Below are 14,025 nucleotides of genomic sequence, written 5' to 3'. Positions count from 1 at the left end.
TGGATGGGAAAAGAAGAACCCCTCAGAGGCTCTCCACCAACTTCTGCATCTTGCGGCCGTACTCGACATAGGAGTCGTAGCACTGCTGCCAGTCCACCAGCGTCGGATCCGGCGCGTGGAAGACCGTGGCGACGTGCGGCTCGATGGCGATGTAGCCCTGGTAGCCGTTGGCGAGCGCGTCGGCGATGATCTCGCGCACCTTCGCCTTGCCCTCGCCGGGCATGGTGTACTCCGGCTCGATGTCATCGGCGACGGGGTTCAGGCTGTCCTTCACGTGGATGTGGACCACGTGTTCGCGCACGGCTTGCCAGAACTCGAACGGATCCTGCCACGGATATGGCTCGGCCTTCGAGCGGTCCTTCTGGAACATCGGGTTGCCGGTGTCGAAGATCAGCTTCATGCCCGGGATCTCCTCCAGGAGCTGCAGCGTGTGGCTGGCGGAAAAGCCGCCCCAGTTCATGCAGTTCTCATGGGCGGCGATGAGGCCTTCGCCCTCGAAACGCTTCACGATCTCCCGCAGGCGGCGGACGCGTTCCTGTTCCTGCTGGTCCTGGCCCCATGGCTCCTGGCCGTAGGACATGATGCGGACGATGCCCGTGCCCAGCCGCTTCATGCGCGGGATGCAGCGGTCGATCTCACCGATGGTGATGTCGAAGTCGCTCGTGATCTTCTTGCCCCAGCTCCCCAGCAGCGAGCCGAACTCCGGGATGCGGACGCCGGCCTCATCCAGGCGGTCCGCCACGCGGTTGAACTCGTCTTCCGGCAGGTCGTGGATGTTCGCGCTGCCCACCATGCGGGCGGAAATATTGCTCCAGCCGATGTCCTTGGTGGCCTGGATCTGCTTGTCGAGGTCGCGGGAGGCTTCATCCGCGAAGCCGGTGAATCGGTCGGTGGGGAAAGTCATGGTTTCGGAGGTCGGTGGGTTGTGGATTCCCGCGGGGTTGGTGCGGGGACGGTCCATTGATCGACTGATCCGGAAGAAACTTCAAACGCAATGTGGCAATGCGGGTGATCTTGGTCATCATCCACGGCGGCGGAGCGGGGGATTTGCTCCGCCGCCAAGCCCATATCATGAAAAGGTGGATTTATTGCATGGGGTTGCTGGCCGGGCTGGTGACCGGAGCTTCCGAAGTGTCTGCGGTGGAGGTTCTGAAGAGCATGGGGAGGAACTCGGAGGGGCAGTTGGGGACGGGCATCCTGCCCTCCCGCATCATTGCTTCCGGAGTGGCGGGTGTCGCCACGGGGAGCAGCCACACGTTGTTCGTGCGGGACGACGGGGAGCTGTGGGGCATGGGTTCCAACTACTACGGGGAGCTGGGAAGCATTTCCAACCAGGGCACCAAGGTTCCCGTCCTTCTGGGTGGGGATGTCGCCCGGGTCGCCGCGGGGACTTACCACAGCATGTACCTGAAGAGGGATGGCACCCTGTGGGAAACCACCCGGTATGGTCCGGGCGGAGTATCTTTCAGCCAGATCGCGGCGGGTGTCTCAACGCTGTCGGAGGGGGCAGGTCATTCCGTTTGGGTGGATGGTGCGGGAGTGATGTGGGGGACCGGGACGAATTACTACGGCGAGCTGGGCGAGGGTTATAACTCCCTGGCATTCCACACCATCCCGGTGCGCGTGGGGGACGGAGTGAGGGAGGTGGCCGCGGGCTACTACAATACGTTCTATATCCTGGACGACGGAAGCCTGTGGGTGATGGGAGATTCCTACGGATCCCAGCGGAGAAAGCTGGCGGAGGACGTGGTGGCGGTGGCCGCCGGTGACGCGCACGGGCTTTTCGTGAAGTCGGACGGAAGCCTGTGGACCATCGGCAGGAACTACGAGGGGCAGCTCGGCACCGGGGACAATACGGCCCGTTCATCTCCGGTCCGGATCGCCGAGGGGGTGGTGTCCGTGGAGGCGGGGCAGTCGAACAGTTTCTTCATCAGGGCGGACGGGACCCTGTGGGGCATGGGAGGGAACACCGTGGGCAGTCTGGGAGACGGCACGAATGATCCGGTGAACGTCCCCGTGAAGATCGCCAACCAGGTGCGTGGGGTGTCCGCGGGAACGGCGACATCGTTTTTCGTGAAAGCGGACGGCAGCCTGTGGGCGATGGGGGCGGATGACTACGGGCAGATGGGGGACAGCACCGCCCGCGGCTCCAGCGTGCCGCTGCCGGTCGCCGCGGAGGCCAGCGGGATCTCGGCGGGACTTTATTGCAGCGGTTTCACCAAGGACGGGGACTGGTGGAGCGCCGGGTTCGAGGGGATCGTCGGTGACGGTGCCCGTCCCTATCCGGTGCGGGCGGCGGCGGATGTCCGTGCGACGACGGGGGATTTCAGGCACCGCCTGATCCTGAAGAAAGACAAGACGCTCTGGGCCCAGGGGGAAGGGGCATATGGAAAGCTGGGGGATGGGACGACCAACAACCGCCCGCAACCGGTGAAAGTCGCCGTGGATGTGGTGCGCATCGGCGTGGGGAACAACTACAGCGCCTTCGTGAAGGAAAACGGGGACGCATATGGCATGGGCTACCTGGTCTGGGGGCTGAATGTGCAGCCGCAGCCGCTGAAGTTCGCTTCCGGGGTGGCGGAGATCATCCCCGGCCAGAGCCATCTGCTTTACCTCACCACCTCCGGGGTCTTGTTCGGCTTCGGGGACAACACGTATGGCCAGCTTGGGACCGGCTTCACATCCGGCCCGTATGCCATCGAGTCCTCCTACAATGCGAAGAAGGCGGCGACCGGACGGTACCACACGCTGATCCTGGAGAAGGACGGCTCCCTGTGGGTGACGGGGCGCAACCACCGGGGCCAGCTCGGTGATGGTTTGGGCGCGAACCGGCACCTGCCGCACAAGCTGGTCGCCGGAGGCGTGGTGGATGTGGCGGCGGGCTTCGACCACAGCCTGTTCCTCAAATCCGACGGCACGCTGTGGGGGATGGGCGCGAATGACAAGGGGCAGCTCGGGATCGGCGGCGCGGCGGACCAGTCCTTGCCCGTGATGATCGCGGACCACGTGACGTCCATCGCCGCGGGCGGCACCCACAGCCTGTTCACCCAGTCCAGGACGCCGGCGGACATGTTCCGTGACTGGACGGCGCTGCGCTGGCTTTCAGGGGAGGACGCGCTGCCCTCCGCCACTCCCGCCGGGGATGCCACGCCGAACCTGCTCCGGTATGCCTTCAACATCGCGCTGGACGAGCGTCCGTCCGGTCTCGCCCCCGGGGCCGGAGATTCCGGCATGCCCCGCGTCGGACTGGTGGCCGGGGAGAGCACCTCGCCTTCCTTTTTCCGCTTCGAGTATGTGCGCCGCAGGAACAGCGGGCTGGTCTATACGCCGCGGCTTTCCACCACGCTGCTTCCCGGCTCCTTCACGCCGATGACCGGCACGCCACAGGTGACCCCCATCGACCACCAGTGGGAGCGGGTCATGATCCAGGAACCCTGCGATCCCTCCACCACGCCGAAGTTGTTCGGCCGCGTGGACGTCGGATTGCCCGCGGATTGATGCCAGGGCGGCGGGTGGGGACGCTCACTCCTTCGGCCGCTTCATCAGGATGATGAACTCCCTCTGGTGGTGGTCGGCGTCGGTTTCCAGCACCCCGGTCACTTCCCAGCACTGGTCGCCCAGGCGGTTGAGGTAGTCCTGGAGGTCGGAGGGGGTGGAGATCCCGCCGTGGCCCTTCGCAGCGCCGAATTTCACGGTGCGATATTCCCAACGGATCATGTCAGGAATACGCGGGCACCGGCGTTTTTCTTGCCGTTCCACCCCGGGTCTGCCGCCCTCACCCCTTGAAAACCAAATCGGCAGATGACGCCGCGGGGGGAATCACCTGCCGATCTCTTTTTGGGGGGAAATCTGCCGCCGTTCCGGTCGGGGGGAGTCCGTCGCGGCTGACGGATAGGACCATGTCACGAAACCGGCCATCAGGGTATTACGCGATCGCGGGACACTCCCATTGTTGCATCCGGCGGAAAACCGTGCCATTGTCTTCTCATAAGAACCGCAGCCGGTGTGCTGGCAGCGGGACTGTTATCCGGGGGGAAAACAGTCCTGCGAGGCCACCGGCTGCGGCTTTTTTGTTTTCAGGCCCTTGGTCGGATCATTGGCAGGGACCGCATTCCATGCGCTCAGGTGGTGGAAAGCCCTATCACCCCACGATCCTATCCTTTTCAAGACGCGCCGCCCCATTGTCCGCAAGTGGATGCCCAATCCATATCCGGGATCGGAAGATTTCATCCGCTATACCCCACCTGACCGCATGGAATGCGGTCACTGCCTCTTGTCCGACTGCCGTATTCGGCGATCACAGTGACCCACCAATCCAAAAAAGAAGGCCGGGGACTTTCGTCTCCGGCCTCCAGCTTCAGGAATGATGGGGAAGGAAGATCACAGATAGACCTTCTTGCCGTCGTTCTGCGCGCTCTCATAGATGGCACGGATGACGGCGACGGGCTTGCGCGCCTCGCTGGCGGAGACGGTCGGCTCGCGGCCCTCGCGGATGGCGTTGACCACTTCCTCGAAGTTGCGCTGGTGCTGGTAGTAGCTGATGGCGGACGGATCGTTCGCACCCACGCCGATTCCCACGCCCTTCATGTATTTCGAGCGGATCTCGGTGTCCTCCGGCTTTTCGTCGCGGAAGTCCCAGATCTCGAAGGATTCATCGGCCAGGAACACGGAGCCGTCCGTGCCGGAAAGCTGGACGCGGGCCGGGTGGCCGTCCTTCGACCAGGTGCAGGTGGACGCCTCGATCACGCCGCGCGCACCGTTCTCGAACTCGACGATGGCGACAACGATGTCCTCCACCTCGATGTCCGTGTGGGCCAGCAGGGCGGCGTTCGCCTGGACCGACTTGATGGGACCGGCGAGGTAGATGAGGGAGTCCACCGTGTGGATGGACTGGTTCATCAGCGCGCCGCCACCATCCAGCGCCCAGGTGCCCCGCCATGCGGCGGAGTCATAGTAGGACTGCTCCCGCCACCATTTCACATAGGCGGAGGCGCTGGTGAGCTTGCCGAAGCGGCCTTCATCGGCGGCTTTCTTGAAAGCGTCCATGCCGGGGTGGAAACGGCGGTTGAGCACGGCGGCCAGCGTGCGGTTGTTCGCCGCGGCGGCTGCCATCAGCTCGTCCACCCGCTCCACGGTCACTTCCAGCGGCTTCTCGCAGATCACGTGCTTGCCCGCGTTGAGCGAGGCGAGCGCGGGGCCGAGGTGTGCGCCCGACGGCGTGCCGATGGTCACGATCTCCAGTTCCGGGTCGGAAAGGAACTCATCGATGTTCGAGTAGGCCTTCGCGCCATATTCGGCGGCGAGTTTTTCCGCGCCTTCCGCCCGCAGGTCGAAGACGGAGTGGAGCGTGCCGCCGGTCATGGCGGTGATGGCCTTGGCGTGGAAGTGGCCGATCATGCCGGCGCCGATGATTCCGAATTTCATGGGAAAGGATGGGAGTGGGGTTTGGGCTGCTGGGAAGGTATTACGTGACGCATGGAGAATCGGATGGACCGGCGAGTTTTGGCAAGAGTCCATTCGGGTGAGTCCCCCGCACGGTCCTCAGAACGGCTTCGTGTAGCCCAGCCATGCGGCGTAACCGGCGGCTGCCAGGCTGAGGGCGAAGCCCATCCATGGCGGCAGGACGTTCCGCTTTACCAGCGCCGGGGCCACGCCGATGAACAGCCAGATGCCCAGCTTCACCATCCACCAGTACTGGCCCATCGGCGGTTTCTTGAGGATGGCGAAACCGATCAGCAGGATGAGGACCAGTGAGATGCCATGGAGCGCGCTCGCGCCCTTTTTCCCGGAACCACCGAGGAAGATCGCGCCGAGGGAACCAAAGAGGGCCAGCGCGCTGGCGACGTGGAGGGTGTGGAGGATGAGTGGATTCATGGGTTGTGGGAAACGGGATGCCGTGGAGCTTCTCCACCCGCTCCGGCGGGCGCAAGACTCTTCCTGCCGGATGGAAACCGCGGGCGAAGTTGTAATGTGGCGCGGCGGAAACCGTGCTATGATACCCGGTCATGAAAAGGTTCATCCTCTGGATCGTCGTGCTTGTTTCCGGGTTCTACGCCTTCATCGCGGGGCCGTTCATCCCGGATCCGCTGCCGTTCCTGGATGAGGCCATCGCGCTGGCCATTTTCCTGAAGGCCACCTCCGCGCTGGGCTATGACGTCCGCCGTTTCCTGCCCTTCCTCGGAAAGGCGAAGGCCGCGGGCGGAAAGAAGGCGGGCCAGCCGCAGTCGAAAGACATGACAGTCGATGTTTGATTTTGCGGCTCCACCATGGAAGATCCACGGCCTCCCGACCGTAAGATCGCATCCCCATGGACGAACCCATCCAAGAATCCGCCGCCGCAACCGCTCCAGACCAGAAAAAACGCCGGTGGGCATTGACCCTGTTCGGGCTGGCCGCCATCGGCGGCCTCGTCGCGATGCCATTTCTCGCCGGTCCTCCGGATGGGGACAAGATGCCGGACATCGTGCGCTTCATCGGCCACTTCCACCCGGTGATGCTCCACCTGCCCATCGGCGTGTTCTCGCTCATCGCCCTCCAGGAAATCGGCGCCATCTTCCTGAAAAAGCGCGGCGAGCGCCGTGAAACGCCGCTTTTCCCGATGTTCTTCGGTGCGATCACCTGCATCATCGCGGTCATCGCCGGATTCATGCTCTACCACGGTGGCGGCTATGAGGGGAACGAGCTGGCGGAGCGCCACCTGTGGGGTGGCCTGGCCTTTGCCGTGGCCTCCGTGCTGGTCCTCATCGTAAAGGCATGGACCATCGCCTCCGTGGCGAACCAGGCGTTCTACCGCCTCCTGTTTTTCGCGAACATGGGCATCATGAGCTTCGCCAGCCATGACGGTGCCTCCATCACCCACGGTTCGGACTACCTCACCTCCTACGCCCCGGACCCCATCCGCAAGCTGCTGGGCCTGCCGGAGCGCAAGAAAAAGGGCACTGGAGAGGGTGGTACGCCGGAGAAGGCCGTCTCCCCGCAACAGAAGGTCGTCTATGACGACATCATCGCGCCGATCTTCGAGAACCGCTGCAACCAGTGCCACAAAGAGGAAAAGGCGAAGGGCAAGCTGCGGATGGACAACTACGAGATGCTCATCAAGGGCGGCAAGGAAGGCCCGTCCATCGAGCCTGGCTCCGCGGAAAAGAGCAACATCATCGTCCGCATGTCCCTGCCGCTCGACGAGGACGAGCACATGCCGCCGGATGGCAAGCCGGAGCCGGAACCGCATGAGGTCGTCCTCATCAAGTGGTGGCTCGACAGCGGCGCGGACCCGAAAAAGACCCTTGGCGAGATGGGTGAGATCCCAGCTCCGGTGAAAGAAGCGCTGGCCAAGCTGCCATCCAACCACGCCGCCGTCATGGAGGAAGTCGCCGCCAAAAAGGCCGCCGGTCCGACGGATGACCTGAAAGGCACCGTCATCCAGCTCCAGAAAGAGTATCCCGGCGCGGTCACCTTCGAGTCCCAGCAGTCCTCGAACATCACCTTCTCCGCCGTGTCCCTCCGGGGGAGCCTGGACGACGCTGGTTTCGCCAAGCTGGAGCCCATTTTCCCGAACCTCGTGGAAGTCGAGCTCTCCGCCACCAAGGTGACGGATGCCTCCGTGGCGAAGCTCTCCGCCGCTCCGAACCTGAAGAAGATCCGCCTTGCGGAAACCGACATCACGGACGCCGCATTCGATACGCTTGTGAAGCTCCAGGCCTTGGAGTCCCTCAACCTCTGGGGCACCAAGGTGACCAACGAGGGCGTAATGAAGCTGGCCGCGCTGCCGAATCTGAAGAGCCTCTACCTTTGGCAGACCGGCGTCTCTCCGGAGACCATCACCGCGCTGAAGGCGAAACTGCCGAACTGTGACATCTACACCGGCATCGGAGAGTCAGCACCTGTCCCGGCTCCAGCGCCCGCCCCGGCTCCAGCGCCCGCCCCGGCTCCAGCACCTGCCCCGGCTCCAGCACCTGCCCCGGCTCCAGCACCTGCCCCGGCTCCAGCACCTGCCCCGGCTCCAGCACCTGCCCCGGCTCCAGCACCTGCCCCGGCTCCAGCACCTGCCCCGGCTCAATGAAAACCCTCCGCCACCTGCTGCCGGGAGTGCTCGGCCTCTCTCTTGCCGCTCTGAGTTTCGCTCAGGAACCCGCCGTTGCGCCGGACATGACCGCCGGTCCGGCTCCGGTAGGAAAACCGTGGGAACCCGGGTGGGGCTTCTGGCCGAAGGTGCCCCAGGCATGGCAGCAGACCCACCAGGGCATGCTCAAAAAGCGCGACAAGGGCGGCATCGGCATCCTCTTCCTCGGTGACTCCATCACCGCGGGCTGGAGCGGCGCGGGCAAGGAAACCTGGGCCGCGGAGTTCGAGCCGCTGAAAGCCGCCAACTTCGGCATCGGCGGCGACACCACCCGCCAGACCTTGTGGCGCATCGGCCAGGGCGAGCTCGACGGCCTGAAGCCGGAGACCGTTGTCCTGATGATCGGCGTGAACAACATCTTCCAGAACAACGGCACCGACGCGGAGATCGCAAAGGGCGTGGAGGAAGTCATCAAGCGGATCCAGGCGAAGACTCCTGACTCGACCATCATCCTCCAGTCCGTCCTGCCGCTGAAGGCGGAGGCCTTTGACAAGCGTGTGCAGGCCGTGAACCCGCTTATTGAAAAGCTCGCCGTGGGCAAGGTCCGCTGGCTTGACCTCACGCCCACCTTCCGCGGCGCGGATGGAAAGAGCATCCAGGAACTCTACACCGAGGACGGCACCCACCTCGGCCCGAAAGGCTACGAAGCCTGGGCGAAGGTGTTGGCTCCGGTGTTGAAGTAAGGAGGGAGGACACTCTTGTCCTCCGGCGGCATTGGGAACCCGAAACAAAAGCATCCCGAATTGATCCACTCCTCCTTACCTCGCCATTGCAGCCGGAGGACAGGAGTGTCCTCCCTCCTTACTGCCATCCCACTTGGCACGCCTCTTGCTATTCTGAAGATGTCGCGAGACACAGGCGGTTCGACTGATTGATCTTAGGGTTATGGGTTTTCCCCGGGGATGATCATTCGGACCGCCTTTTTTGTATGATCTGGTGAAAAATCTTTTATGGAGTCGATTGCTTGAAGAAGTGCTTTTTGTGGAGCGGGAACTATTATAAATGAGACCCTTTGTCTGTGCTATTTTTCACCATTGGTTCTTTGAATCTTGAAGTAAGTACGGAGAAGCACTGCGAGCTGTTCCACTGATTGTGGATTGCTATCATCCAATTGTGCTCTTCTGGAAGTCGGTCTAAAGAGGTTTTCATGGCTATCTTTACCATCTCTTCTTCATTGAAATGGCCGAAAAGGCGATTAGTGACTAAAAGTAGAATTCCATTTTCTTGTTTCAAGTTAGACGGGTTTGAAAGTTTTCTAGTGACACTTGAAATGATTTCATCGTGCCAGACTCTATTGGAGTCATTTAAAGACTCCCAATTTCCTCCCTGTCCGTACATCCACTCTCTGGCCTCCTGAGCATCTTTTGGTTTTTTAGAAACAGGTATGTCTTGTCGGGCAATATTCCTTCCTGACTTTCCGTGCATAGCGTCGGATTGGAAGATGTGTCGGGGTGTGATGGAGGTGATCTCTATTGGGATTTCGCCCTTCTCGAAGTGGGCGATAATGTCTGGAGGGTCGTCGGGGTTGCTTAAGTGGCTTATACCGAGTAAATTGCCGTAATTATGATGAAAAAATATTTTCCATAAATCGAGGAATTCCTGAGCTTTCTGGAATTCTTGATATCCTTTGCGTCCTAGTTTTGAGAAGATCTCTTGATTTGTGACTCTTGAGTCCGCTCCAATGTTAATATCGAATCGCTGGATCATCGGATTTTTCTACCTCAGATTCACGAGAGAGGTGTGATCTGTTGTTGACTTATTCAAATTCGATTTATTGCTTTGGTTTGCCTCACCTCGTCCGGAACGTCCTGCTCTCCATCAGCGCCAGCATCAGGTCGCGGAAGCCGCCCTTGTCCTGCTCCACCTTCGCGACGATGCCTTTGATCTCCTGCTTCTCCGCGTAGCTGGGGACCCTGCCGGTGGCGTAGATCATGAGCTTTTCCGACAGGCACTCGGCGAAGAGGTTGATGTTTCCGGAGATCCATTGCTTCAGGTCCGTGTAGCCGGCGATGGGGGTGCCATCCGGCAGGACGCCGGACGGATCGATCTTCACGTTGATGCCGGGCCAGTCCTCGCGCCACCCGCCGACGGGGTCGAAGTTCTCCAGCACGAAGCCGATGGGGTCGATCTGCTGGTGGCAGCCGCGGCAGTCGGCGGACTTCGTATGGGCCTCCAGCAGATCACGCGGTGTCTTCGCTCCCTGGGTGTCGGGGGTCAGCGCGGGGACATTGCTGGGCACGGGTGGCAGGGGGATGCCCAGGATGTTCTCCACCACCCACACGCCGCGCAGCACGGGCTGGGTGTCCACGCCGTTGGCGGTGGCCATCATGACGGCGGACTGCCCCAGCAGGCCGCCGCGCACCCCGCCGCGCGGGATGGGCAGGCGCTCGATCTTCCGCTGCTCCGTGATGTAGGCGCTGGCGGGGTTCACCCGCTTTTCACCCTTCACTTCGTAACCGTAGTTCTCCATGGCGAACCGCTTCGAGGTGGTGATGAAATCCGGGTCGATGAAATCACGCAGCGGGCGGTTCTCTTTGAGGATGGTGAAGAAAAAGTGCTCCACCTCCGCCTTGGCCAGCTCCACCTCCTCGATGGAAAATCCGAATTTCTCATCCGGCATGATCTCCGGCAGCAGGCGGGTATCCAGCCATTGCTCGGTGAAATCGCGGATCATCGCGGAGCCGGGGGAGCGCGGCAGCAGGTTGCTGACAGTCTCACGATAGACCGCCGGGTCGGACAGCTTTCCGGCGCGCGCCTGGATGACGATGTTCGCCGTGGGTGCGTTGCGGGTGAGGAAGTAGGCGACGCGGCTGGCCAGGTCATGCTGGTCCATCTCGCCGGGGTTCAGCTCGCGGTAGAGGAAGCGCGGGGAGACGAGCGCGGCGCGCAGCATGAGGTGCATGCCCTCGTCGAAGGTGTGGCCCTGCGCCCAGTGGTTCTTCGCGATCGCCAGGTATTCGTTGCGGACGTCGTCGCCCACCGGACGGCGGAACAGGCGTGGCAGGAACAGGCGCAGGCCGCGTTCGGCGAAGGCCACGTCGCTTTCCCCGTTCCGCCGGTTGCTGAAGCTCCACTCCCGCCACTCGCGGCGGCGGATGTCCTGCGGGCCATCGACGGTTTTGAACGGTCCCTCGATCTCCACGGCGTGGATCTGCAACGACGGGCCGTTGTCATGGTAGTGGTAGGCCAGCGTGTCCGCCAGCGCGCGGGAGGTGCCGGGTTCCTGCGCCATCTTCAGCGCGGCTTCCGTGTAGCGGTTGTCCGGGGTGGCGTCCGCCAGGTTCAGGTCCGGATTGTTGTAGGCGCGGAGAAAAATGTCCCAGCCGTTGCGGCCGCGCAACGGGGTGGTGGAGACGCGCTTGCGCGGGTTCCCCGGGAAAAGCATTTCCTGCCACGCGGCGAGGAAACGGGGTTCCTTGAACCGCTCCTCCAGCAGGGCGGTGAAGCCCTCCGGCTCATGGTCCAGCTCCGCGTTCAACCAGCGGAAGGCGGGCGTCTGGCCCTCGTGCAACTCCGCCTCGAAGGTGACGGTCTCCGGCGTTTCGCTGGTGACGGAGATCTCCTGGAGCAGGCGGAAATTCGTGATCCGCATGCGGTCGCTGGCGGACAGGTCGCGCGCGCGCACCTCCAGGATCATCGGGTCCTTGCCCTTCGGCCGGAAGGCGGAGGTGGAGACGGTGATGCGGTAGATGCCGGAGTCCTGGATCTCGATCTTGCTGGGCCACGTGCAGCTCCGCATCAGGTCCGGGCTGCGGGAGGCCAGGCGCAGCGCGTCGCCATGCAGGGAGGCGGCGGAGAAACTCAGCACCAGATCCTGGATGCCCGCCGTGCGCTTCGTCACCGGCGGCTTCGGCCTTGGCGGCGGGAACAGCTCGTCCGCGATCTGGCGGGCGACTTCATGGTAGGACTCCAGCAGGGGAGGGGAAAGCACCAGCGCCTCCGCCACCGTGTCAAAGCCGTGGTCCCGCGTGTCGCGCGGGAATCCCGCGGGCAGGTCGAAGTCGTGCATCTGGAAAGTCGTCCGGATGGAGTTCCGGTATTCCAGCCGGTTCAGGCGGCGTGGCAGCGTGCCGCCGAACGGGGTGTGGCGTTTCAGCTCGCCATCCAGAAAGGAAAGCAGCGTCTTCTTTTCCTCCGCCGTCGGCTGTTCCTTGTCGACCGGTGGCATTTGCTGGTGGGCCAGCACGTTGAAGACCTTTTCCCAGTCTTTGCCCGCCTTCGCCTTGCTCCAGTCGATGTCCAGCCCGTCGAGGTTGATGCCGCCCTTCGCGTCGTCCTCGTTGTGGCACTTCACGCAGCGGCTCTCCAGCACGGCCACCACGTCATCCGGGATGGAGGTGGACTTGCCCGCCTCCGCCGCATGGACCGTGGACGTTACGAACCCGGCCGCGCCCACCAGCAGGAGGCGGCCACACATTCCGGCATCAGGCATCATGAAAAGAGCTGGTTCATGTTCCTCGATGCGTTGGAGAAGTTGCCGGACTCCATGCCGAGGCGTTGTTTCAGGGTGATGTAGAGGTCGCCCAGCAGCGGGGCGTCCTTCGCCTTGCTGTCGATGGCGATGTGCTGGCCGTGGCCGAAGCCGCCGCCCGCCACCAGTGTGGGGAGGTTCGTGTTGCTGTGGCGGCTGGCGTCGCCCATGCCGGTGCCCAGCAGGATCACGGTGTCATCCAGCAGGGACTTGCCCTCCGGGTTTTTCTTTTCCGAAAGCTGGCTCAGGAACCCGGCGAAGCACGCCATGTGCGCCCGCTCGATGGCGATGAGGTCGCGGATCATCTCCGGGTCATTGCCGTGGTGGGAGAGCGCGTGGTAACCGGCCTTCAGGACCGCGCCGTCGATGGCGAAAACCTGGCCCAGGCCGTCCAGGAAGAGGGACATCACGCGGGTGGAGCCGGTGTCCAGCGCCAGCGTCATGAGGTCATACATGATGGTGCCCGCCTCCATCTGCAGGTTCGGCGTGATGGGGTCGTAGCTGGGCAGCTTGTAGCCGGGATCCGGTGAAGGTTGGTCCAGCGCGGCGAGCTGGCGGCCCATCTTGTTCTCCACACTGCGGAAGGAATCGAAGAACTCGTCCAGCTTGTCCTTGTCCCGCTGCGGCAGGTTCGCCTGCAGGCGCTTCGCGTCCTCCAGCACGCTGTCGATCGAGCTTTGCCCGCTCTTGAGCAGGTATTCCGTGCGCTCGCGGCTCGCCTTGGAGGCGAACAACTGGCGGTAGAGCACGCTGGGCCGCACCGTGGCCGGCAGGCCGATGCCCTGCTTGGTGAAACTCATCGACTTCGCGCCCTCGCCCATGCCGGTCGCCAGTTCCACGGAGGCGAAACGCGTCTTCGCGCCGATCTCATCCGCGATCTGCTGGTCCACCGAGTAGGAGCCGGGGGCATTGCCGCAGAGGAAGTTCGACCACGCCTTGTGGCCATTGGGCGCGCGGTGGTCCAGGCCGGAGAAAATGGTGATCTGATCCCGGTGTGGCTCCAGCGGCGTGAGGCTGGCGGGCATGGTGTAGTCCCGCCCGGCGGTCTTCGGGAAAAATGCGGGCTGGTGCCAGCCGAGGTAGGAGCCGATGGCGATGAAATTCTTCGCCCGCTTCGCCGTGGCGGCGGTGGTGGCCGCGGCGGCGCGTGATCCGCCGAACGCTTCGAGGGCGGGCAGGGCGATCAGCGCGGTCGCGCTGCGCAGGAAACGGCGTCTGGAAAAAGTGGGCTGCATGGTGGCTGGCAACAGGGATACGTGCCGGATGACGCCGAGATTTCCGGAAATCCGTCAACTGTGGACACTCTTCCCCAAAGGTCTTCCAGAAATGGCAGACCCGCAACCGCCGGCGCGCTGAGGTTTTCCGGGCCGGGACCGCGGGATTCATCCCGCTTGGCTTCGCATGCTGGCTGGATTCTCCGGGGCGGGATGAATCC

The 14,025-nt window shown here is 63.1% G+C and carries 11 protein-coding genes; 4 read left to right on the top strand and 7 right to left on the bottom strand.

Annotated features, from left to right (window positions below; all coding sequences use genetic code 11):
- Positions 1-22: 22 nt before the first annotated feature.
- The gene (locus KF712_05320; protein ID MBX3740389.1) at positions 23-904 is read right to left on the bottom strand and encodes a sugar phosphate isomerase/epimerase; all 882 of its coding nucleotides are present in this window, start codon (positions 902-904) and stop codon (positions 23-25) included.
- A gap of 167 nt (positions 905-1,071) precedes the next feature.
- Between KF712_05320 and KF712_05315 the strand changes: the two genes are divergently transcribed.
- Positions 1,072-3,498, top strand: coding sequence for a hypothetical protein (locus KF712_05315; protein ID MBX3740388.1), 2,427 nt, complete (start codon positions 1,072-1,074; stop codon positions 3,496-3,498).
- A 24-nt stretch (positions 3,499-3,522) separates the two neighbouring features.
- Here KF712_05315 and KF712_05310 read toward each other — a convergent pair whose 3' ends face one another.
- From KF712_05310 to KF712_05300, 3 genes are all read right to left on the bottom strand, one after another.
- Positions 3,523-3,717, bottom strand: coding sequence for a DUF4177 domain-containing protein (locus KF712_05310; GenBank protein ID MBX3740387.1), 195 nt, complete (start codon positions 3,715-3,717; stop codon positions 3,523-3,525).
- A gap of 663 nt (positions 3,718-4,380) precedes the next feature.
- Entirely contained in the window at positions 4,381-5,424 is a 1,044-nt protein-coding gene (locus KF712_05305; protein ID MBX3740386.1) for a Gfo/Idh/MocA family oxidoreductase, read from the bottom strand.
- Between the two features lie 117 nt (positions 5,425-5,541).
- A complete protein-coding gene (locus KF712_05300) occupies positions 5,542-5,874 on the bottom strand; it encodes a hypothetical protein (GenBank protein MBX3740385.1) in 333 nt (110 codons plus the stop codon).
- Between the two features lie 131 nt (positions 5,875-6,005).
- Between KF712_05300 and KF712_05295 the strand changes: the two genes are divergently transcribed.
- From KF712_05295 to KF712_05285, 3 genes are read left to right on the top strand one after another with little or no spacing between them, the layout of a single operon-like run.
- Entirely contained in the window at positions 6,006-6,251 is a 246-nt protein-coding gene (locus KF712_05295; protein MBX3740384.1) for a hypothetical protein, read from the top strand.
- 56 nt (positions 6,252-6,307) lie between these two features.
- Complete coding sequence (locus KF712_05290) at positions 6,308-8,059, top strand: hypothetical protein (protein MBX3740383.1); 1,752 nt, start codon at positions 6,308-6,310, stop codon at positions 8,057-8,059.
- Positions 8,056-8,802 (top strand): hypothetical protein, encoded by a 747-nt coding sequence (locus KF712_05285; protein MBX3740382.1) that lies wholly within the window; start codon positions 8,056-8,058, stop codon positions 8,800-8,802. Before KF712_05290 ends, KF712_05285 begins: the two co-directional genes overlap by 4 nt.
- Before the next feature lie 313 nt (positions 8,803-9,115).
- Here the strand turns inward: KF712_05285 and KF712_05280 are convergent, their stop codons facing one another.
- From KF712_05280 to KF712_05270, 3 genes are all read right to left on the bottom strand, one after another.
- On the bottom strand, positions 9,116-9,826 hold the full coding sequence (locus KF712_05280; GenBank protein MBX3740381.1) for a hypothetical protein: 711 nt from the start codon (positions 9,824-9,826) through the stop codon (positions 9,116-9,118).
- Between the two features lie 82 nt (positions 9,827-9,908).
- Positions 9,909-12,536, bottom strand: a complete 2,628-nt coding sequence (locus KF712_05275) for a DUF1588 domain-containing protein (GenBank protein ID MBX3740380.1) — start codon at positions 12,534-12,536, stop codon at positions 9,909-9,911.
- A 14-nt stretch (positions 12,537-12,550) separates the two neighbouring features.
- Positions 12,551-13,825: a DUF1552 domain-containing protein gene (locus KF712_05270; protein MBX3740379.1), complete on the bottom strand. Its 1,275-nt coding sequence runs from the start codon at positions 13,823-13,825 to the stop codon at positions 12,551-12,553.
- Positions 13,826-14,025 lie beyond the last annotated feature (200 nt).

Source organism: Akkermansiaceae bacterium (assembly GCA_019634595.1).
GTDB lineage: Bacteria > Verrucomicrobiota > Verrucomicrobiia > Verrucomicrobiales > Akkermansiaceae > Luteolibacter.
Note: the sequence above shows the minus strand (reverse complement) of the source record. Positions and strands in the feature narration are given on the sequence as shown.